19 protein-coding genes and 1 pseudogene are annotated in these 19,975 nt (G+C 70.8%); 12 read left to right on the top strand and 8 right to left on the bottom strand.

What is annotated here, in order from left to right; translation table 11 throughout:
* Positions 1-34: 34 nt before the first annotated feature.
* Positions 35-708, top strand: a pseudogene (locus tag N5875_RS00375) (ATP-binding protein); the annotation flags it as partial.
* A 41-nt stretch (positions 709-749) separates the two neighbouring features.
* On the opposite strand, the gene N5875_RS00370 reads toward N5875_RS00375, so the two are convergent.
* Complete coding sequence (locus tag N5875_RS00370) at positions 750-1,442, bottom strand: D-Ala-D-Ala carboxypeptidase family metallohydrolase (RefSeq protein WP_318212477.1); 693 nt, start codon at positions 1,440-1,442, stop codon at positions 750-752.
* Between the two features lie 347 nt (positions 1,443-1,789).
* Here N5875_RS00370 and ligA point away from each other — a divergent pair, with 347 nt between their 5' ends.
* The 5 genes from ligA to N5875_RS00345 all read left to right on the top strand — a co-directional run bounded on the left by ligA (position 1,790) and on the right by N5875_RS00345 (position 7,660).
* Positions 1,790-3,871 (top strand): NAD-dependent DNA ligase LigA, encoded by a 2,082-nt coding sequence (gene ligA, locus N5875_RS00365; RefSeq protein WP_338491017.1) that lies wholly within the window; start codon positions 1,790-1,792, stop codon positions 3,869-3,871.
* Positions 3,872-4,041: 170 nt separating this feature from the next.
* Positions 4,042-4,650: a TIGR03086 family metal-binding protein gene (locus N5875_RS00360; protein ID WP_338491015.1), complete on the top strand. Its 609-nt coding sequence runs from the start codon at positions 4,042-4,044 to the stop codon at positions 4,648-4,650.
* A gap of 151 nt (positions 4,651-4,801) precedes the next feature.
* Entirely contained in the window at positions 4,802-5,503 is a 702-nt protein-coding gene (locus N5875_RS00355) for a triacylglycerol lipase (protein WP_338491012.1), read from the top strand.
* Between the two features lie 112 nt (positions 5,504-5,615).
* Positions 5,616-6,713: a MerR family transcriptional regulator gene (locus N5875_RS00350; RefSeq protein WP_338499044.1), complete on the top strand. Its 1,098-nt coding sequence runs from the start codon at positions 5,616-5,618 to the stop codon at positions 6,711-6,713.
* A gap of 212 nt (positions 6,714-6,925) precedes the next feature.
* A complete protein-coding gene (locus tag N5875_RS00345; protein ID WP_338491009.1) occupies positions 6,926-7,660 on the top strand; it encodes an alpha/beta hydrolase in 735 nt (244 codons plus the stop codon).
* 23 nt (positions 7,661-7,683) lie between these two features.
* Here N5875_RS00345 and N5875_RS00340 read toward each other — a convergent pair whose 3' ends face one another.
* Together N5875_RS00340 and N5875_RS00335 are read right to left on the bottom strand one after the other, a co-directional pair.
* Complete coding sequence (locus N5875_RS00340) at positions 7,684-8,292, bottom strand: hypothetical protein (protein WP_338491006.1); 609 nt, start codon at positions 8,290-8,292, stop codon at positions 7,684-7,686.
* Complete coding sequence (locus tag N5875_RS00335; protein ID WP_338491004.1) at positions 8,289-10,004, bottom strand: serine/threonine-protein kinase; 1,716 nt, start codon at positions 10,002-10,004, stop codon at positions 8,289-8,291. The genes N5875_RS00340 and N5875_RS00335 overlap by 4 nt, the downstream gene beginning before the upstream one ends.
* 259 nt (positions 10,005-10,263) lie before the next feature.
* Here N5875_RS00335 and N5875_RS00330 point away from each other — a divergent pair, with 259 nt between their 5' ends.
* Positions 10,264-10,908, top strand: a complete 645-nt coding sequence (locus N5875_RS00330) for a hypothetical protein (protein WP_318212470.1) — start codon at positions 10,264-10,266, stop codon at positions 10,906-10,908.
* An 86-nt stretch (positions 10,909-10,994) separates the two neighbouring features.
* Here the strand turns inward: N5875_RS00330 and N5875_RS00325 are convergent, their stop codons facing one another.
* A complete protein-coding gene (locus N5875_RS00325) occupies positions 10,995-11,351 on the bottom strand; it encodes a DUF805 domain-containing protein (RefSeq protein ID WP_318212469.1) in 357 nt (118 codons plus the stop codon).
* A 286-nt stretch (positions 11,352-11,637) separates the two neighbouring features.
* Between N5875_RS00325 and N5875_RS00320 the strand changes: the two genes are divergently transcribed.
* The 3 genes from N5875_RS00320 (at position 11,638) to N5875_RS00310 (ending at position 13,899) form a co-directional block, all read left to right on the top strand.
* Positions 11,638-12,129, top strand: a complete 492-nt coding sequence (locus N5875_RS00320; RefSeq protein ID WP_318212512.1) for a DUF2975 domain-containing protein — start codon at positions 11,638-11,640, stop codon at positions 12,127-12,129.
* Positions 12,129-12,350, top strand: a complete 222-nt coding sequence (locus N5875_RS00315; protein ID WP_318212468.1) for a helix-turn-helix transcriptional regulator — start codon at positions 12,129-12,131, stop codon at positions 12,348-12,350. Before N5875_RS00320 ends, N5875_RS00315 begins: the two co-directional genes overlap by 1 nt.
* Before the next feature lie 343 nt (positions 12,351-12,693).
* On the top strand, positions 12,694-13,899 hold the full coding sequence (locus N5875_RS00310) for an aromatic ring-hydroxylating dioxygenase subunit alpha (protein ID WP_338490998.1): 1,206 nt from the start codon (positions 12,694-12,696) through the stop codon (positions 13,897-13,899).
* 375 nt (positions 13,900-14,274) lie between these two features.
* Here the strand turns inward: N5875_RS00310 and N5875_RS00305 are convergent, their stop codons facing one another.
* Positions 14,275-14,613: a thioredoxin family protein gene (locus N5875_RS00305; RefSeq protein ID WP_338490996.1), complete on the bottom strand. Its 339-nt coding sequence runs from the start codon at positions 14,611-14,613 to the stop codon at positions 14,275-14,277.
* A gap of 408 nt (positions 14,614-15,021) precedes the next feature.
* Between N5875_RS00305 and N5875_RS00300 the strand changes: the two genes are divergently transcribed.
* Positions 15,022-15,912 (top strand): oxygenase MpaB family protein, encoded by an 891-nt coding sequence (locus N5875_RS00300; protein WP_338490993.1) that lies wholly within the window; start codon positions 15,022-15,024, stop codon positions 15,910-15,912.
* 115 nt (positions 15,913-16,027) lie between these two features.
* On the opposite strand, the gene N5875_RS00295 is transcribed toward N5875_RS00300, so the two are convergent.
* Positions 16,028-16,858, bottom strand: a complete 831-nt coding sequence (locus N5875_RS00295) for an alpha/beta hydrolase (protein ID WP_318212464.1) — start codon at positions 16,856-16,858, stop codon at positions 16,028-16,030.
* Positions 16,859-17,357: 499 nt separating this feature from the next.
* On the opposite strand from N5875_RS00295, the gene N5875_RS00290 reads away from it, so the two are divergent.
* The gene (locus N5875_RS00290) at positions 17,358-17,789 is read left to right on the top strand and encodes a subtilase-type protease inhibitor (protein WP_318212463.1); all 432 of its coding nucleotides are present in this window, start codon (positions 17,358-17,360) and stop codon (positions 17,787-17,789) included.
* A 464-nt stretch (positions 17,790-18,253) separates the two neighbouring features.
* Here the strand turns inward: N5875_RS00290 and N5875_RS00285 are convergent, their stop codons facing one another.
* Both N5875_RS00285 and N5875_RS00280 read right to left on the bottom strand, forming a co-directional pair.
* Positions 18,254-18,805 (bottom strand): DinB family protein, encoded by a 552-nt coding sequence (locus N5875_RS00285; RefSeq protein ID WP_338490990.1) that lies wholly within the window; start codon positions 18,803-18,805, stop codon positions 18,254-18,256.
* 62 nt (positions 18,806-18,867) lie between these two features.
* Complete coding sequence (locus tag N5875_RS00280) at positions 18,868-19,443, bottom strand: N-acetyltransferase (RefSeq protein WP_338499042.1); 576 nt, start codon at positions 19,441-19,443, stop codon at positions 18,868-18,870.
* Positions 19,444-19,975 lie beyond the last annotated feature (532 nt).

The following is a 19,975-nucleotide window of genomic DNA, read 5'->3' as shown; positions in this document are numbered from 1 at the left end:
CGGCCCCCGCACAGCGCTATGGGTCTTCATCTGCCTGCGCACCCTGCGACCGCCGACCGCGATCGCGCTCATCGCGCTGATCACCGCGGCCTCGGTGACCGCTCACCTACGCCTGGCCGGCCGTCTGGACGTCGACGTGTTCCTCGCACCGCCGGCGATCGCCGTCGCGGTCTTCGTCCAGATGGACCGCCAGGCGCGGCGCCGGCGTGAGCTGTCCACGACCTGGCTCCCGCCGACCTCGCCGACGGCAACGGCCGCGACCAGGCCCTTCACAAGCTCGCCGAGCGCGAGACCTCCCACCGCCTCACCGTCCGCTGCCACATCGACGGCACCCCCGCCGAGCCCCTGCCCGAACGGGTCCGGTCCGCCCTGCTCCGCATCGCCCAGGGCGCCCTCGCGAACGTCCGCGAACACTCCGGCGCGACGACCGCGGCGCTCACCCTGACGTACCTCGACGACCAGGTCGTCCTGGACGTCGCCGACGACGGCCACGGCTTCGACCCCGCGGCTGAACCGGCTGCCGAACCCGCCGCCGCGCGGCACAAGGGAAGGCAAGGGGGCGGGGAGCCGACAGGCACACGCGGCCACGGGCTCCCCGCCATCCGGACCCGCACCCGTCGACTCGGCGGCACCCTCACCATCGAATCCCTGCCGGGCGAGGGTACGGTCCTCTCCGCCGCGATCCCCGTCCATGCGGCGACGACCTGACCCCGATCAGCTGCACGCGTATCAGGAACGCCGTCGTGTCGTCAGATGCCGCAGCTGGACGCGGACCAGAAGCGGCCGTCCCGGTGGTCGAGGTGGGTGTGGTCGCCGTGTCCGGGGTAGCCCGGGCCGAGGATCCCGTTGAAGCCGTGGTTACGGGCCTGCTGGGCCAGCCGGCACAGCGAGTGGGGCCCGGAGCCCAGGTCGGCCGCGTCACCGTAGAGATGGCGGCTCGACGAGGCGCCGCCGACCGCGTCGTTGCAGGCATGGCTGCGGAAGCCGCTGGTGACACGGATGCTCTGGTCGCCGAGGGCGTGCCGCAGTGCCTCCAGCTTCCACATCGTGCGCAGGGCATTGGACTTGGCGGTGGCCGCGCTCACGGCACCGCCGGCCCAGGTGGAGTTGCAGTTGTTGAGCTCCGCGTAGGAGAAGTGGACGGGGGTGCAGTCGTCGTCCTGGAGCGCGTAGATCTTGCTGAACGTCGCGGGGCCGGCGACACCGTCGGCGGCCAGGCCGTAGGCGGTCTGGAAGCGCTTGACCGCGGCCGCCGTCCCGGGGCCGTAGTCGCCGTCGATCGCCAGCACCCCGCCGTAGCCGGGATACCCGGCCACACGAATCTGCAGCGCCGTGACATCGGCACCGGTGGCCCCCTGGGAGAGGGTGCGCGACCAGGTGTAACAGCCGTCGGCCTGGGCGGTACCGGCGGTGGCGATCACCCCGCCCAAGGAGGCAGTCATGATCATGACAAGCGAGAGGAGTAGTCGCAGTGGCAGGGAACGCAGGGGACGTCGGGACATCGATCCTCCATGGCCTCACGAATCCGAGGTGACCCAGGGGCGAGAGTCCCCGGGAGTCCCCCCGAGACTGACGGCCCGGTCGACGCGCGTCAACCACACCGGAGCAGGCGTCATTTGTCGAGCCAATGGCGCCGGATGAACGGGAGAACGCCCCCGCCCCCCATCCCTGACGGTGGGCGAGACGGAGACGACGACCGGGTACGTGTCGTCCACCCGGGGCGCCAGGTTCTCACCCGCCCCTGTTCGGCCCACAGGTCATTGTCAGACCCTCGCGAGAGGATCACCTCATGACGACGATTCCCGCCGATGAGGCGCTGTCCGGCCTGTCCGACCAGCCCACCGTGTCCGACCGCGCCGCGTACGAGGCCGCTCTCCAACACCTCCGTGAGGCCTCGCGGTCCTACTACGGGGACGGTGACAGCGCGATGGACGACACCACGTACGACCGGCTTCGGCTCGCCGTCCTGGCCTGGGAGACGGAGAACCCGGCGGAGGTCGCCCCGGACAGCCCCACCGGCCTGGTCGCGGACGGCGCCGCCCCGGCCGGAGACGTGGCGCACACCACCCGCCTCCTCAGCCTGGACAACGTCTTCGACGCCGAGGGGCTGGTGGCCTGGGGCGCCTCCGTCGAGCGCCGCCTCGGCCGCGCTCCGGCCGGCGGTTACACCGTCGAGCCGAAGATAGACGGAGCGGCCGTGGCCGCCCGCTACCGCGACGGCCGCCTCGTGCAGGTCATCACCCGCGGCGACGGCCGGCACGGCGAGGACGTTAGCCATGTGATCGGCCAGATCGACGGCCTGCCCGAGCAGCTCGCCGAGGCCGTCACCGTCGAGGTCCGGGGCGAGGTCGCCTTCACCCAGGAACAGTTCGAGACGGCGAACGAGGTCCGTACCGCCCACGGCGCGCAGGTCTTCGTCAACCCCCGCAACGGCACGGCGGGCACCCTGAGGGCCAAGGGCCGCCCGTACCGGCTCCGGATGACGTTCTGGGCGTACGGCGTGGTGGAGCTGGACGGCGTGCCGTTCCTGCCGACGGGCGCGACCCACGCCGAGGCGCTGGCAGCGGTGGCCGGCGCCGGGGTGCAGACGACCGCGGCCTCCCCGGCGGGCCTGCTCGTCGTCTCCGACCTGGCCGCGGCCCAGGCACAGGCCGACGCGGTCGCCGCGATGCGTACGGAGCTGCCCGTGGGCATCGACGGCCTGGTCATCAAGCTGAACGACACGGCCGAGCAGGAGGCGGCCGGACTCGGCTCCCGTTTCCCGCACTGGGCCATCGCGGTCAAGCTGCCCGCGATCGAGCGGCAGACGGTGCTCGAGGACGTCGTGTGGGAGGTCGGCCGCACGGGGGTGCTGGCCCCCACCGCGATCCTCACGGCGGTCGAGATCGACGGATCGACGGTCACCCGGGCGACCCTGCACAACCCGGCGGACATCCGGCGTCGCGACCTCCACATCGGTGACACGGTGACGGTGTACAAGGCGGGCGACATCATCCCGCGCGTCCAGGCGGCGGTCGTCCCGCTCCGCCCGGCCGGGGCGACGCCGGTGCCCCTGCCCGAGACGTGCCCCCGCTGCGGCGGCGAGATCAACACGGCCCAGGAGCGGTGGCGCTGCGCGAAGGGAACGGCGTGCGCGCTCCCGGCCCTCATCGAGTACGCCGCGGGGCGCGAGATGCTCGACATCGACGGCCTCGGCAAGACGTACGTGGCGGCTCTGGTCGAGTCGGGCGACGTCCGCGACGTGGCGGACCTCTTCACGCTGACCGTCGAGCAGCTGACGGCCGCGTCCGGCAGCGCGAAGCGGGCGGCCAAGCTCGCCGAGCAGATCACGGCCGCGAAGGACCGCCCCCTCAACCGCGTCTTCTGCGCCCTGGGAGTGCTCGGCACCGGGCGCAGCATGTCCCGCCGTATCGCCCGGCACTTCGGCACGATGGACGCGATCCGTCAGGCCGACGCCACCGAGATGCAGGACGTGGAGGGGATCGGCCCGGAGAAGGCCCCGGTCATCGTCGAGCAGGTCGCGGCGCTGGCCTCGGTGATCGACAAGCTGACAGCGGCGGGCGTCAACATGAGCGAGCCCGAGGACCCGGCGGCGGCCCGGGGCGGCGGCCCGCTGGAGGGCAAGGTGATCGTGGTCACCGGAAAGATGGCGGGCCCGCTGGACGGCTTCGGCCGGTCCGAGATGAACGCCCTGATCGAGAAGGCCGGCGGTCGTGCGGGAAGCAGCGTCAGCGCGAAGACATCCATCCTCGTGGCCGCCCCGTCCGCGAACGGCAAGCCGAGCTCGAAGGCGGTCAAGGCAGCCGAACTCGGCGTGGAGGTCCTCACCCCGGAGGCCTTCGCGGAGCGGGTCGCCGACTACCTGACCTGATGAGCCGATGCGGTGTGTGGGGCACGGCGGTCCGCCGCGTGCCCCCAGCACACCGCAAGACCGCGGGACCACCCCGTGGCCGCGCGCGACGATCGGAAACGCGACAACCGATGAGTGCACGCCCCGCGCCCGGTCCACCCTGCACACCCCACGCACCCAAGGAGCGGCAGATGACCGAATCGACGACATTCGACCTCGGGCCACAGACCCGCATCGTGGCCCGTCTCGCGGAGGGCGTTTCCGACGCGCTGCTGGCCGGCCCGACGCCATGCCCCGACTACCCGGTCCGGACCCTCCTGGGCCACCTCACAGGACTTGCCGAGGCCTTCCGCGACGCAGCCCGGAAGGACCTCGGACCCACGACGAACACGGCCCCCGACACGGCCGTGCCCTCCCTCCCCGCCGACTGGCGCGAGCGCTTGCCGCGAGTGCTGGACGAACTGGCCGAAGCCTGGAGGGATCCGTCCGCATGGACGGGCATGACCCGTGCGGGTGGCGTGGACCTGCCCGGCGAGATCGCGGCGGCGGTCGCCGTCGACGAGCTGGTGATCCACGGCTGGGACCTGGCCCGGGCCACCGGTCAGGACTACACCCCCGACGAGACCGCCCTGCGGGCCTCGCACGCCTTCCTGCTGGAGACCGCCGAGGACGAGAGCCGCGGCGGCGGCATCTTCGGAGCCGTCGTGCCCGTCCCGGACGACGCACCGTTGCTGGACCGGGCGGTAGGCCTGAGCGGCCGAGACCCGAACTGGACGCCACCGGCGGCCGGTGACCGATGACCGGCGGCCGGTGACCGGCGGCCCGTGACCGGTGAGGGAGTCGCCCGGTGGACGTATCTCGGTCCCGGCGTACGAGGGCTGTTCATCCAGGCTCCGAGGCCCCACCATGCTCCTGACTACTCGTGCGTAACACGTCGTAGGGGGAAGTGTGTTGAAGCCCGGTTCCCGGATCGCCGTTCCGATGCTCGCCACCGTCGTGTCCTTGCTCGTGCCCACCACCGCTGTCCGGGCCCAGCCGCCTGCTCGGAGCGAGCTCGCCCACACACCGGTCGTGTTCGTCCACGGCTACAACGCCGACCCCGGCGTCTGGGGCGGCCTGCGTGAGGACTTCAAGGCCGACGGCTACACGGACGCCGAGCTCTTCTCCTTCGGTTACGACACGCACCGGTCCGTGAACGAGGTCCTCTCCGGCGAACTCGCCGCGTACGTCGAGGGAGTGAAGCGGCAGACCGGCGCCGCCCGCGTCGACCTCGTCTCCCACTCCTTCGGCAGTCTCGTCACCCGCTGGTACGCGAAGTACGACCCCGCAGGCCAGGCCTCGGTCGCCCACTGGGCCTCCCTCGCCGGCCCCAACCACGGCACCGGCACCGCATGGGCCTGCGCCCTGTGGGACCAGGCGTGCCGCGACATGACTCCTGGCTCGTACGTCCAGAAGGGTCTGGTGGCGGGCGACGAGACACCCGGCACCGTGCGCTACGCCACCTGGTGGTCCCACTGCGACGAGGTCATCAACCCCGACAGCAGCGTCCCCCTGGACGGCGCGACCAACAACGCCGCCGGCTGCCTCGCCCACAACGACTTCCTCGGCGACGACACCGTCTCGCAGGGCGTCCGCGCGTTCCTCCGTTCCTGAGGGTTCTCTCACCCGCGCAGCCCGGAGCTCCGGTGCGGCCGCCGGGAACACGGTCCTTGACCCTCACGTGGCGTCAGGCCGCATAGTCGATGCCGTGGAAGATCACTGGACCGTGGGACGCGTGGCCGACCTGGCCGGCGTGAGCGTCCGCACGCTGCATCACTATGACGAGATCGGGCTCGTTCGGCCGTCGACACGCACCGCGGCCGGGTACCGGGCCTACGCGGCCGGAGACGTGGAGCGGTTGCGGGAGGTGTTGGCCTACCGGCGGTTGGAATTCGGGCTGAGGGAGGTGGCGGAACTGGTCGACGACCCGTCCACCGACGCCGTCGCACACCTGCGCCGACTGCGCGCCCTGATGCTGGAGCGGCGCGATCGGGCCGACGCCACGGTCGCGGCCATCGACAGGGAACTCGAGGCGCGGGCGAAGGGGCTGAACGTGACGCCGGAGGAGCAGCTGGGGATGTTGGGTGCACGGCTGTACGACGAGATCGGCGGCGCCTACACCGCGACACGGCGTACGGACCCGCGGATCGCCGCGCACATCTGGGGCGCACTCGGCGACGCGCGGACGGTGGTGAACGTCGGGGCCGGCACCGGCTCCTACGAGCCCGCCGATCGCGACGTGACCGCGGTGGAGCCGTCGGCGGTCATGCGGGGGCAGCGGCCCGCCGGTTCGGCGCGGTGTGTGGCCGCGGCCGCGGAGAGTCTCCCGTTCGCGGACCAGTCCTTCGACGTGGCGATGGCCGTCTCCACGGTGCACCACTGGGGCGACCCGATGGCGGGGCTGCGTGAGATGCGGCGGGTGGCCCGCAGGGTGGTGGTGCTCACGTTCGACACCGACGAGCCCGGATGGCAGGACCGGTTCTGGCTCACCCGCGACTACCTGCCCGAGTTCGCCACCGTCCTGGAGGGTTTTCCCTCGCTCGCCGGGATGGCCGACGCGATCGGCGGCCGCGCCGAGCCGGTGCCCGTCCCGTGGGACTGCGCCGACGGGCTGTTCGAGGCGTACTGGCGCCGACCGGGGGCGTATCTGGAGGATCACGTGCGCCGCGCGATGTCGGTGTGGACGAGGGTCGGGCCGGAGGCCGAGCAGCGGGCGGTACGCAGGCTCGCCGACGACCTCGACTCCGGCCGGTGGGCGGAGCGCAACAGCGGCCTCGCACGCCTCGACGCCGCAGATCTCGGCCTCCGCCTGTTCATGGCGTGAACCGCGTCGAAGCGACATCCGGCCACGGCCCCTCCGCGAAAACCGGTTGGCGGACCACATCGGCCGTTGCTAGCCTCCCGGAGGCCGTGCGAGAGAACGAGGAGGTGGTACCCGTGAACGCAGTATCGACATGGGTGCTCCCCTCCGGGGTCACGGTCGGGCGATAGGTCGTCCGGGAGCGCCGTACACGAGCCCTCCCGAAAGGCACGACCGTGCACTTCACTTCTGAACAGCGTCTCGACGACGGCGTCCTCGAGCGCGAATTCACCCTCGGCGAGATCCCCGGCACCCTGTGGACGCCTGGTTCCGCGCAGGCCCCGCAGGCCCCGCTGGTCCTGATGGCCCACAACAACGGCCTGCCCAAGGCGGACCCCCGGCTGCGCGCCCGGGCCCGGTACACCGCGTCGCGCGGCTACGCGGTGGCCACCATCGACGCCGCCGGGTGCGGTGACCGTCCCCGTTCCGCCGCCGACGAGGAGGCCCGTGCCGACCTCCGGAGGGCGATACAGGCCGGTGAGCCGGTCGACGAGATCTTCGAGTCCCTCATCGCCCCGCTGGTCGAGAACGCGGTCCCGGAATGGCAGACCACTCTGGACGCACTCCTCGAACTGCCCGAGATCGGCGGCGGCCCGGTCGGGTACTCCGGGGGGTGGGCCGCCCTCGGCATCCGGCTGGCGGTGGTCGAGCCCCGCATCGCGGCCGCAGGCTTCTTCGCCGGGGGATTCGTGCCCCGTGCCCAGCGCGAAGAGGCCAGGCAGGTCACCATTCCGTTGTTGTTCCTGCTGCAGTGGGACGACACGGGGAACCCCCGGCAACGGGCCCTGGACCTGTTCGACGCCTTCGGCAGCAAGGAGAAGACGCTGCACGCCAATCCGGGAGGGCACACCGGCACGCCGTGGTTCGAGCTGGAGGACGGGTGCCGGTTCCTCGACCGACACCTGAAGTGACGCCGGCCGGCATCCGCCGACCGTCAGCCGCAGTGGTACGTGAACGTCGCGGCCGACGAGTGGGTGCCGGGGGAGGTGATCACGAGCCGCGCCACGGCCTGGTGCGTACCAGGCCCGCGGAAGGTCCACAGAAGGTGGAGACTCGCTTCCTTCTGTCCGCGGGCCACCTTCTCGCGCAGGGCCCCGGACCGGGTCCCGTCGCTGCGTTCCCAGCGGTACACGAGGGTGCCCGGCCTCCCGTCCGTCCGCACCAGGCCCACCACGTCCGCCGTGCCGTCGCAGCCGAGCCGCTGCCCCGGGGCGCTGACGGCGACGTCCCGCACCGCGACGCGGGGCCCGTACTGCCGCCAGGCGAGGAAGACCAGGACGGCGACCAGGACGACGGCGGCGAACGCGTAGCGCCACGGCCGACGGGAGCGGGCCGGCCGTGGCGCGGGGACGCCGGGGAGCGTGCCGTGCCAGATCTGGACCGCTGTGGGGCTGTTCTCGGCACGCCGGAGGGCCGCCGCGGTCACACCCGGCCCGAACCGCAGCACTTCGCCCTCCACCCGGTCGGGAGCCGTCGCATCCGACGCCGGGCGCTCGAACCAGTGGCTGCCGAGCTCGGTGGCGCTGTAGTCGTCGTCGTTCATGAGATCGTGCACCGCCGGATGAAGATCTGCTGCAGGGAACCGCCGTTCGCTGCGGCGGGGTACGTGGTCACGCGAAGCCCCCAGTAGCATCCGGCGCCCCGGACGTCGTGGGCGAGGGCGAGGGTGTACCGAGTGGCTCCCTCGCGCTGGTAGGTCTCCGAACCGTCGGGCGTGCCCGGTGCGCCCTTCTCGTCCCCGGTGAACCACTCGACGTGGATCGTCACCGGCCCTGTGCCGTCCGTGGTGACCTCCACGGCGCCCGAAGCAGTGGTCGGCCCCGTCTGCCGCAGGCTCGTGACGGAAACCGCGGTCACGGCGACGGGAGAGGGAGCGGCCGTCGTGGTCGGAGGCGTTTCGGCAGGGGTCGTGGCCGGGGTTCCGGTGGACGTGGATGTGGACGCCGGCGTGGGCGTCGACGCGGTGGGTGATGCCGAGCCGGACGAGCTCGTCGGGGGAGTGGCCGTGGTCGGCGCTGCCGTCGTGCCGTCGGTGGAAGACCCGGCGGGGGTGGCGCTCGGCCCGGTGCTCCCGGACGAGGCGGACGCCGAAGGAGGTGCTGTCGGCGGGAGTTCCGGACCCGGGGAGGACGGCGACAGCGGCGACGTGCTGGGCCCCGGCGAGGCCGTTCCCGGGCCGGTGCTCGTCGTAGCGAAGGCCTGGGCGGCCTCGTCGCCGTTCGTCGCCTCGACGCCGGCCCGCGCGGCGAGGGCGAGCAGCAGCGCCAGGACGAGCGCGGCCGCACCCGCCGGCACCCCGCGGGGGATACGCCACCGGGGGCGCGGCGGCGGGGCGGGCAGGGTGGTGGTGGCCAGCACCGTCGTCCCCTCCGACGCACCGCCGCCACCGGAGGAGGGCAGGAGCAGGGGAAGAAGCGCGGCCAACGCCGCCAGCCGTCCCCGGCCCCGCTCTTCCCAGTCCGGTCCGTAGGCGGCGGTGGCGACGGACTCCAGCTCGGTCACGAAAGCGGCCGCGTTCTCCGGCCGCTCGTGCGGGGACTTGGCCAGACCCCGCCGGATCAACGGGCGCAGCGGCTCCGGCGCCTGACCGTCGGGGACGGGTGAGTCCAGATGGTGCAGGGCGAGCTCGGCGAAGTTGTCGCCGGAGAACGGCTTACGGCCGGTCAGACACTCGAAGAAGGTCGCGGTCGCCGCGTAGACGTCGGCCGCCGGTGACGCGGGTGCGCCGTTCCACTGCTCGGGCGCCATATAGCCGGGCGTTCCGGCGACACCCGGTGTGGCGCCCCGGCCGGCCGCGATCCCGAAGTCGACGAGCTTGGACGACCCGTCGACGGCCACCAGGACGTTCTCGGGCTTGTAGTCGCGGTGCACGACGCCCGCCCGGTGAGCGGCGGCGAGGCCCAGGAGCGAGCCCTTGAGCACGACGAGCGCGGCCTCGGGGCCCGTCGACCCCTCCCGCGCGATGAGGGCCCGCAGGGCGACGCCGTCGACGAGTTCCATCACGATGGCCGCGCCCCGCGGCGCCTCGACGTACTCGTAGAACCCGACGACGTACGGACTGTCCAGAGCCCCGAGCAGCCGGGCCTCGGACCGGAAGCCCCGTACGAACGCCTCGTCCGAACGGAACCGCTCACTCAGGTACTTCACGGCGACCGGCATGCCGGTCGCCTCGTGCGTGGCGAGCACGACGCGCCCACTGCCACCCGCACCCAGTTCCCGGGCCTCGACGTACCCCGGAACCACCCATGCGCCCATGTCCATCCCCCTCGACGCCGCGGCCGACCCATCCCCCTCACATGGACAGATTCTGGCCACGGCCGGTTCCCCACGAAAGAGGGCAGCCGAACGCACTACGGCCGCGACACCTCAGGAACGCGCCCCGAACAAAGGGGAGTCGCCCGTGAAGCAGCCGAGCCGTCGACGCGAAGATGCCGCAGCCTGGGTGAATCGACCGGGAGGAGCCGACTCACCCCCGGGCCTCAGGGGGCGTCGATGTCGAACTAGTCTTCGCATCATGGCCCTGCGACCTGACGAGTTCTACGACCACGCGCTCGCCGCTGCCGACGGTGAGCGTCGGCTCCCGCTCGCGCGCATGACGGGGTGGACCATCAGCCCCTTCGAAGCGGACGGACTGCGCGTCTCACCCCTGCGCCCTCCGGTTCTGCCCGAGCCGCCGCGACACGGCGAGGACCCGTCGAACTGCGACGCGTGCCGCGACCGAGGCGACGGGATCTGGTTCAACGCCCGCTGGCGGCTCACCCGGATCACCGGAGTCGGTGTGCCGCTGGTGCTCATGCTGCACCCGATCGAGCACTACGACATGGCGGACCTGCCCGACGAACTGGCAGCCGAGTTGGGGGTCCTGTCCACCCACATCGTCCGCCACGTGCAGGCCCTGCCCCACATCTCGCGAGCCCACGTCTACCGCATCGGGGACGGAGGCGCCCATCTGCACATCTGGTTCTTCGCCCGGCCAGAGGGACAGACCCAGCTGTACGGCTCATGGATGCCCGTCTGGGACGACCTGCTGCCGGAGTACCCGGCAGACGTGGCAGAGGCGGATGCGGCGATCGTGGCAGACGCATTGGTCGCCTCCGTCGGAGGAAGCCGCTCACCTGCCGACGAACCGCCGCACGAAGTGGCACCTTCCTCCAGTTGACGACCGCTGACCTGAGCTGCATCTCTGCATGCGCGAAACCCCAGGAAGGGGGCCTACCGGGGGTTTCGGCGCAAGGGGACGGACCGTCAGTAGGCGGCGGCCGTCTTCGGGTTGGGACCGTAGGCGTTGTCCTGCCGCTCGCCTTCGGTGGCGAGTAAGACGATCAGGATGACGCCGCCGACCAGCGGGATCAGGGCGAAGAGGGCCGACCAGCCGGAGCGCCCGGTGTCGTGCAGGCGCCGGACGGTCACGCCCAGGTGCGGCAGGAGCACGGCCAGGAAGTAGATCGGGTAGAGCAGCGGGAAGGTGCCGATCGCGAGGTCGACCGTCACGACGACGACCACCGCGATGATGTTGATCAGGAAGAACATCCAGTGTTCCTTGCGGCGCGCACGTCCACTGAACACCACGTATTTCTTGAGAACTTCGAGGTACCAGTTCACTTTTTCCCCAATGAGTAGGTATTGCGAGCGGGATCAAGCCCCCTGCGGGGCAAGCTTTGCGCAGGATCGATCGGATCGCTTCGACTTCTGAGAATCCTGGTGCGGGCCTCTCGCGTGCCCGTCAGGTGACGGTCTGCGGACGACATGACATCCGCGATCCCCTCCAGTGCTGCGCCCCACCCCCGCCAGGCGCCAGTCACGGGCTCCCGTGCCGCCGCCTCTTGCTGAACCTATCGAGATTCGATAGTTTCCAATCGAAAGTCGATGCGATGACGTGAGGGTGGTCATGGGAAAGCTGGCAGTGCGTGCGTTGCGCACCGTGCTCGCGGTGGTGCTCGCCGGCACCGTGTTCGTGCAGGCGTTGATGGTGTGGGTGCTGGTCAGTGGGCGCGACCCGGAGGACGGGTCGCTCCCACTGACCGCGCTGCGGGTGATCGTGTTCCTGGGGATGGTGTCGGCGCAGGTCGCTCTGGTGTGTGTATGGCGGCTGGTGGCGATGGTGCGACGTGGAACGGTGTTCTCTCACGCGGCCTTCCGGTACGTGGACGGTGTGATCGGCGCGATCGTCGCGGCTGCCCTCATGTGGTTCACGGTGACCGTCCTCAACGCGCCGGGCCAACGCGACGACCCGGGCGTCACCGTCATCATGGGCGGGATCGGCGTGGCCATCCTGGGGGTCGCGCTGATCGTGCTCGTCCTGCGGATGCTGCTCGCCCAGGCCGTCGAGCGCGATGTCGAAGCGGCGCGGATGCAGGCCGAGCTGGACGAGGTCATCTGATGCCGATCGTCGTCGACATCGATGTGATGCTGGCCAAGCGGAAAATGTCCGTGGGCGAGCTCGCCGGCCGCGTGGGGATCACGCCCGCCAATCTGGCGGTACTCAAGAACGGCCGCGCCAAGGCCGTCCGGTTCGCGACGCTCGCCTCGCTCTGCGACGTGCTGGAGTGTCAACCGGGTGACCTGCTGCGCTGGGAGGCCGAGGACGCCGCAGGCGGATGACGTGCCCGCAGGGCGACGCCACGTGCTCGCTCCGATAGCCCCGCCCCCGCGCACTCACACCGGCCGACCCAGGGCACGTCCGACACACGCCCCAGGCGCCGGCCTGAGCGTCGTCCTGCTCCTGCTCCTGGTCCTCGTCGTCACCCTCGCCGGCCGACACAGATCGCCGCGGTTGCCGTTCGCTCTGCCCCCGGCCACCGTGGAAAGGGAGTCCTGCTGATCGACAGCCGCTGAAGCGGCTCGGCCGGGGGCATCCCGCCGCATCGCGTCCGTGCACCCAGCACGTGACCCCCGGCCGTTCGGGTGGCCGCGTCCTCCCGGCCCGACTGCAAGGGAGCAGTACATGACAGAGGTCCGCCCCGGGGACCGTGTCCCCGTCGACCGACCAGCGGGGTTCCGTCCACGGCCGGACCATGACGACCGCGAAGCCCCCACTGACCTGCGGCTCATCGGGATCGACCCGAATTTCTGGTATCCGGTGGCCGTCTCCCGGGCCGTACGGAAGGAGCGCACGCATGCCGCCGTCATCGCCGGCGAGCGGATCGCTCTGTACCGCGGCCGGAGTGGCAGGGTGTACGCCTTGGAGGACCGGTGCGCGCACCGTCAGGTGCCGCTGAGCCTGGGCGTCGTGGAGGGGGACGCACTGCGTTGCTGCTACCACGCATGGACCTACCGAGGCAACGGTCGCATCTCGCAGATCCCGTACCTGCCCAAGGGCTGCAAGCGGCCTCCGCGCGGTGTGCGGTCGTACCCGGTCCGCGAGGCGTTCGGCCTGGTGTTCGTCTTCCCGGGCGACCCGGAGAGGGCCGATACGGCGCCGTTCCCGTCACTGCCGGAGTTCGACGCGGCCACCCACCGGACCATGACGTTCTCCCGCACCGTGAAGTGCCACTACTCGTTCATGCACGAGAACCTCCTCGACATGAACCACCAGTTTCTGCACCGGGGAGTGCTGGGCAAGATCCAGCCCAAGCTGCTGGGGTACGAGACCGGTCCGCGGTTCGTCGAGGCCCGCTACCTCTTCGTCCCGGCAGGCGGCCGGAAGGACCGCGGTGCCGGCCTGCTCTCCGCCGAGGGAATCGGCGGGCGGCAGACACCCGACGTCATCACCATTCGCACCGAGTACCCGTACCAGACGCTGCAGGCGATCCCCGACGGCGCCGAACTTCCGGCGTTCTCGCTCTGGGCCGCCTACGTGCCGGAGGATGCCGAACAGCGCACGAACCACGCCTACGGCCTCCTGATGATCGCGAAGCCGCCGATCCCCGGGGTGATCCACCTGGCGTGGCCGCTGATCCGTCGCTTCACCGAGCGGGTGTTCGCCCAGGACCGGATGGCGGTCGAGGCCGAGCAGCGGGCATGGGACGAGCAGGGCGAGGACTGGAACCAGGAGGTGTTTCCCCTGATCCTTGACCTCCGCGACGTCCTGCGCACCAACGGTGTGCCCTTGGACCCCGGCAGGGCCGGGTCGTGGGGGGCACCGACGAGCCTCAACGGCTTCGCGGAAAGCCCAAGGCCCGCGTCCGACGGGCCGGCTGGGCAGGGATAGTCCCGCGTACGGGAAGATGCGAGACGTGCCGACCCTGGGCAGGATCCAAGCGACACGCTCGGCAGCGACGCGACCTCGCGGTCAAGACATGCGCCGTCGCCTCAGGCGATGACCGCGCCCATGGACAGGTTGTGTCGCACCGCACGGCCCTCCGCTCGATCCGGTGGGACGGGTCCGAGTGCCCCAGGGGAACGGCTTCCCGGGCGTTCCACAGATCCTGCTCAAAGGTTACGACCGCGTACGGCCGTACCTCCTCACCTGCGGGAAGTCCCCCTGTCCGATCCGGCGCCCGGTGAGCCGGTGGAGATGAGGGCGGTGCGGCCTCCGGAGCGGAAGAGTGGTCGACACCGGGGCGCCGCAGGCAGCGGCGGGCGCTCAGACGTGACCGTCCAGGAGTCCCCGTACCTCGGCGAGGGTCATGGGCCCCGCCTGGTGCGCCACCGCTTCTCCCTCCCGCAGCAGGACGCAGGAAGGGGCTCCGGTGATCCCGTATCGCTCGGTTGCGGCCGGACACCGCGTGATGTCGGTGCGGACGGCCAACAGACGGCCCGCGTACTCGTCGGCGATGCCACCCACGACGAGGTCCATCGCCCGGCAGGGCTCGATCGCCTTGGGCCATGTCCCGGTGAAGTACGCGAGGACCGGGACTCCGCTCATCCTGAGGATGAAATCGAATTCCGCATCCTCACGGGGTTGGTGAACCCGTTTCGTCATGAGCGCCCCTGACCTTGCGTTCCGTCGTTCCATCCCCATAGTCCCCCACGCGCCTGCGGCCCGGACCGGCGGCTACTCGGTGCGGCCTTGCCCCGCCAGGGCTCCGGATCCCCGAACTGCGAGCCCTGTCTGTTCCGGCGGATCGGCGCGGCCCGCGAGCTGTGCGTGGAGATCGTCCACGACGGGGCCGCAGCTCGTACCGGCCGGCCACGACGCGAGGCTCGCCGACGGCGAGGAGAGTGCGCGCCCCGGGACACTCCGGCGGGCACCCCGGTCACCCGTGTACCGACCCGGTGCGGCCCCGAGGGCCGCACCAGGCCGGGCATGCCTCATGCCGCGGCAGCGGCTGCAGGGGCATAGCCAGGCCCGACATTCCTCTTCCCGCCGGCCGCGCGGGAAAATGGAAGCGTGAACCTGTCCGAGAAGTCGGGCCACGGGCTGCGTGAGCTGGTCGGCACCAGCCTGTTCAGTCACGTCGCCGGGCCCGCCGGAGCACAGAACCGGGCGCGCATCCACGGCGCCCCCGGCCCGCGCTGGTTCGGCCCCGAGAGGCCCATCCGCACGGTTCACGGGGACGCGTCGATGTTCATCGGCGGCCTGAGTGCGCTCCTCCTGCAGTCCCTCCACCCGCGCGCGATGGCCGCCGTCGCCGCGCACTCCGGTTTCCGGGGCGATCCGTGGGGACGCCTCCAGCGCACCAGTACCTTCCTCGCCTTCACCACCTACGGCACCGCCGAGGACGCCCAGCGCGCCGTGGACCATGTCCGCGAGGTGCACGAGCGGATCAGGGGTACCACCGCCGGTGGGGAGCCGTACCACGCCGCCGACCCGCATCTGCTGTGCTGGGTGCACGTGGCGGAGGTGGACAGCTTCCTGCGCGCACACCAGCGGTTCGGGGCACACCCCCTCGACGACGCCGGCTGCGACGCGTACGTCGCCGACGCCGCTCTGGTGGCCCGCGCCCTCGGCGTCCCCGATCCGCCCTGCGACCGCAATGCCCTCGAGGCCCGGCTGGCGAGCTACCGTCCCGAACTGCGCGCCACGCCGCAGGCCCAGGACGCGGCCCGCTTCGTACTGCGCGAGCCCCCGCTGCCCTGGGTCGCCCGCGGCCCCTACGCCGTACTGGCCTCGAACGCGGTCCGTCTGCTGCCGCCGTGGGCCCGTGTGCTGCTGGGCCTGCACGTGGCGTCGTATGTCCCGGAGGATCTCGTACGCCTGTCCGGGCGGGCGCTGACGGGGACGATCCGGTGGGCGATGGGGGCGCTCCCGCCTCGCGAGGAGCTCGCCGAGCCACGCTGACGGCTCCACGTCCCGGGCCGCCCGGGGCGTCCGGGCGGCCGCACAGGCTACCCGGTCCGCCCGGCCCGCCCGGCCCGCCTGGGACGGCGCACCGCGAGGTGGCTGTCGAGGGACGTCACTCCTTGACGAAGGCGAGGAGGTCGGGGTTCACGGTGTCGGGATGCGTGGTCAGCATGCCGTGGGGGAGACCCTCGTAGCTCTTCAGCCGACCGTTGCGCAGCAGCTTCGTCGACAGCGGAGCCGAGTCGTCGTAGGGGACGATCTGGTCGTCGGTGCCGTGGGCGACCAGAACGGGCACCTCGATCTGCTTCAGGTCCTCGGTGAAGTCCGTTTCTGAGAACGCCTTGATGCAGTGGTAGTGGGCGTTGGCCGCGCCGCTCATGCCCTGCCGCCACCAGTTGTCGATCACACCCTGGGAGACCTCGGCGCCGGGGCGGTTGTAGCCGTAGAACGGCCCCGCTGGAATGTCGACGTAGAACTGGGCGCGGTTGGCGACGAGCGAGGCCCGGAAGCCGTCGAACACCTCGATCGGCAGGCCGCCAGGGTTGGAGTCGGACTTGACCATGACGGGCGGGACGGCCCCGACGAGCACGGCCTTCGCCACCCGTCCCGGCTTGGCGCGAGCGACGTACCGGGCGACTTCGCCGCCCCCGGTCGAATGGCCGATGTGGACGGCATCGCGGAGGTCGAGCGCGTCGGTCACGGCTGCCACGTCGGCCGCGTAGGTGTCCATTTCATGTCCGGTCGCGCTCTGGCCGGAACGGCCGTGCCCGCGCCTGTCGTGGGCGATGACGCGGTACCCGTGTTCCAGGAAGAACAGCATCTGGTTGTCCCAGTCGTCGCCGCTCAGAGGCCAGCCGTGATGGAACACGATCGGCTGGGCGTCGCGCGGCCCCCAGTCCTTGTAGAAGATGCTGGTGCCGTCCTGCGTAGTGACCGTACCCACGAACTTCCTCCGCCCAGGTGTACCGATGAGACGACCCTTGGGGTCGATGCACGGAAAGAGACAGCCTGCAACGCCGACACGGCACGCGGGGAGCGGCCTGACGGATTGCGGCCTCGTTGAAGAAACATACCCGTATAAGGCATTTCTCTCATTCCCTGTGGTCCGGAACGAGGGGGGCCGTCGGCCGGTCCGTGTGCCGGTGAGCGTCGTTAATCGGTCGTACTGAACGACCGGTCGGTAAACCTGAGTCGTCTCTGTGCAGGCCGGCAGTTGCTGAGGAGCTGGAGCGAGCGGGTGCGGGCCCCGGGCGAAGCCGTCCGGCACCAGCGCTGACCTGCTGAACATCCTTTCGATCACCGGTATGTGGTGGCAGGTGTCCGGATAGCAACCGCGAAGATGCGATCGCTCTGTGTGTCAGCGAAACTCCGAAGCGCAAGAGGGGCGGTGATCGCAAGGTAGATGCCGCCTCAACTCTTCGAATCGAAAGTGAGTCCCTGTCATGATCCGCCGTTTCGCTGCGGTCTCCGCGTCCGCTCTCCTCTGTCTCGTCGGCACGGCCGGTGTTGCGGAAGCCCGGGCCGAAAGCCTGTACGCGCCCTCCGCCGTCGTGCTGAGCATCAGCAAGGGGGCCGATGCGAGTACGGCCACCGTCCAGCGCGCGGTCACGCTCAGCTGCGCGCCGACCGCCGGCGGAACGCATCCCGCCCCGGAGGCCGCCTGTGCCGAGCTCAAGGCCACCGCTGAGGGAGGCGCCTTCGAGGGGCTGCTGGCCGCCCCGGAACCGGACCGCATGTGCCCGCAGCACTTCGACCCCGTCACCGTCACCGTGGACGGAGTGTGGGAAGGGTCCCGCACCTCGTGGGAGTACACCTTCGCCAACACCTGCGCCATGGGCGTCACCCTGAACGGTGGGGCGGCCTTCGCGTTCTGACCGGCGCAGCTTCGGCCGCGGCGGATTCCGAGGCCCAGTCGACGTTGTCGGACGAGGGTCAGACGTGCGCGGCTCCGCACGCGGCGGATGCTGCACCACGCTGACGCACGTACATGTCGGCGCTCGTGCACGAGGTGTTGTCCGACAACAGAGTCGAACAACACCTCGTACGGGAAGGACTCCGGCCGGGCCGTCAGCCTGGCTCGCCTGTATGGCCGCCCGGCGGTTCGTAACAGCGCCTTTCTGCGAGCCACCTGGCCGCCGGCCCCCGTGCCCCAGGGGCCACCGGGCCACCGGGGACAAGGGGAGGGGTGTCGTCCGTATAAGAGGGCGTATGTCTTCCACGGCACGATGGCCGTAGCCGCGATCCGCTGTGGCTCCGGCCGTGAGCACCCGACAAGAACTCGTCCCCATCAGGGGTGAGAATGATGAAGGCCGACCAACCCTCCACGACGTACTTCAGTTCACCTCGGCGGGTCCTCGCCCGTGAGCCCGTCGACGGATTCACGGATGAGGTCGGCGTGACCGGCGTGGCGGGCGTACTCCTCGATGAGGTCAAGGAGAATGCGGCGGAGGTTGGGGCGTTCGCCGCTACGGGTCGTGTAGGCACCAAGTTGGTCCAGCCCGCCCGTGTTCAGCGCCTCGTCGACGATGGCACGGGAGCGGGCGACTGATTCCTGCCAGAGAGCGCGCAGTTGCTCGGGGGTGTCCTCCGCGGCGGAGCGGTAGTCCCAGTCGGGGGTGCTGTCCCAGTCGACGGTGTCCCAGGGCGCACCGACAGGGGAGCCGAGCCACAGCCGTGCGAAGTGACTGTCTTCTACGTGCGCCAGGTGCTTGAGAAGGCCGCCCAGAGTGATGGTGGCCGTGCCGAGTGTGGCGCGAAGGCCGGAGGCGCCCAGGCCGGAGCATTTCCAGGCCACGGTCGCCCGCTGCCGTTCGAGGGCGCCGAGGACGGCTGCTGCCTCGGTGCCGGCGAGTGGTGGTTCCGGCCAAGCTTCGGCTGCGCTCTCAGTCATGGCTGCAGACCTTAGCGAACGGAGCCGACAGTGCATCCGACGGGTGCACCGCAACGAACCGATCACCCAGAACCAAAGGAGTTGTCGGACAGGCTGTAGGCCTCGGGGTCGCGCAGGCCGACGCAGTCAAAGGCCCAAAACGCCTCTGAGTAGACGAAGGTGCCCGTCATCCATGGCTCGTGAGCGGACAACCGGGCGACCTGGAACGCGGCTTCAGGGATACGCAGCGACGGTGAACGGAAGCCCACCGCGCCGGCACCCTCGAAGCCGCGCGTGCCGTAGTAGTGCGGCGAACCCTCCAGGAAGACCAACGGCACACCCCGGCTGTCGGCTGCTTCGAGGGCGTGGGCGATGAGCTGTGTACCGATGCCCTGACGCTGGAACTCCGGGACCACGCCCAGCGGTGACAGCGACAGGACGTCCACGATTCGGCGCGGAGCGTCCAACCGCGTCGCGCTCAGCAGGACATGCCCGACGACCCGGTCATCAACGACAGCGACAAAGGACATCGGTGCCAGTGCAGCCTCAGCAACGCGAAGTGCCTCCACGAGCCCGGGAACCCGCTCGTTGTCACCGAAGGCACGCGTATGAACGTCGCGCACCTCTCGGTGATCCTCAGCGGTCTCGTGCCGGATCACCAGCCCGGCACCAGCGGGAGCGCTCCGGGTGCCTTCGGGCGCATGGTGTGACGTCATGGCCGCGAGGGTAGATCGCGGGGCGGCTCATGCGCGAGGCAATTGCGCACCAGGTCGTCACCCCGCGTGCTGCGGCCTGGTCTGCTGTGCCTGCTGCCCGGTTGGTACGAAGACGGCAACGTAGTCCTCGAATCCTTCATGTAGGCCCCATTCCTCACGGGCCATGGCGGCTTCGTGTCTCGCTCGGGAGTCTTGGCGACCCTTGGCGTAGACGTGGACCGTGTAGATCGTGACGGGGTCGAGTCGCAGGGTCCGGTCGTCTCCGTTCCCACCTGTGAGCCAGCCCGCGGCAGGTGCGGCAGGTCCGGTGGTGGGGCCGTAGATGCCCATCCGTCCGCTGGAAATCGGCTGGTGTGGCCACGTGCCGAGCAACTGCCATTGCTCCGGCTGTTGGACAGGAGCGACGTCGGTGAGGATGAGGGTCACCGGTCACCGCATTGGAGGGAGCTGAACTGAGCTGAGCTTGGCCGAGTCG

Origin of the sequence: Streptomyces sp. SJL17-4 (assembly GCF_036826855.1) — a bacterium.
Lineage (GTDB): Bacteria > Actinomycetota > Actinomycetes > Streptomycetales > Streptomycetaceae > Streptomyces.
The sequence above is the reverse complement of the archived record's forward strand: the minus strand, read 5'-3'. Positions and strand labels throughout refer to the sequence as shown.

Coding starts and splice junctions, on each gene's coding strand:
- N5875_RS00285 (WP_338490990.1), bottom strand. CDS start 18,805: ATGACTGAGAGCGCAGCCGAAGCTTGGCCGGAACCACCACTCGCCGGC.
- N5875_RS00370 (WP_318212477.1), bottom strand. CDS start 1,442: ATGACTGCCTCCTTGGGCGGGGTGATCGCCACCGCCGGTACCGCCCAG.
- N5875_RS00305 (WP_338490996.1), bottom strand. CDS start 14,613: ATGACGAAACGGGTTCACCAACCCCGTGAGGATGCGGAATTCGATTTC.
- N5875_RS00320 (WP_318212512.1), top strand. CDS start 11,638: ATGGGAAAGCTGGCAGTGCGTGCGTTGCGCACCGTGCTCGCGGTGGTG.
- N5875_RS00310 (WP_338490998.1), top strand. CDS start 12,694: ATGACAGAGGTCCGCCCCGGGGACCGTGTCCCCGTCGACCGACCAGCG.
- N5875_RS00315 (WP_318212468.1), top strand. CDS start 12,129: ATGCCGATCGTCGTCGACATCGATGTGATGCTGGCCAAGCGGAAAATG.
- N5875_RS00335 (WP_338491004.1), bottom strand. CDS start 10,004: ATGGGCGCATGGGTGGTTCCGGGGTACGTCGAGGCCCGGGAACTGGGT.
- N5875_RS00340 (WP_338491006.1), bottom strand. CDS start 8,292: ATGAACGACGACGACTACAGCGCCACCGAGCTCGGCAGCCACTGGTTC.
- N5875_RS00330 (WP_318212470.1), top strand. CDS start 10,264: ATGGCCCTGCGACCTGACGAGTTCTACGACCACGCGCTCGCCGCTGCC.
- N5875_RS00290 (WP_318212463.1), top strand. CDS start 17,358: ATGATCCGCCGTTTCGCTGCGGTCTCCGCGTCCGCTCTCCTCTGTCTC.
- ligA (WP_338491017.1), top strand. CDS start 1,790: ATGACGACGATTCCCGCCGATGAGGCGCTGTCCGGCCTGTCCGACCAG.
- N5875_RS00360 (WP_338491015.1), top strand. CDS start 4,042: ATGACCGAATCGACGACATTCGACCTCGGGCCACAGACCCGCATCGTG.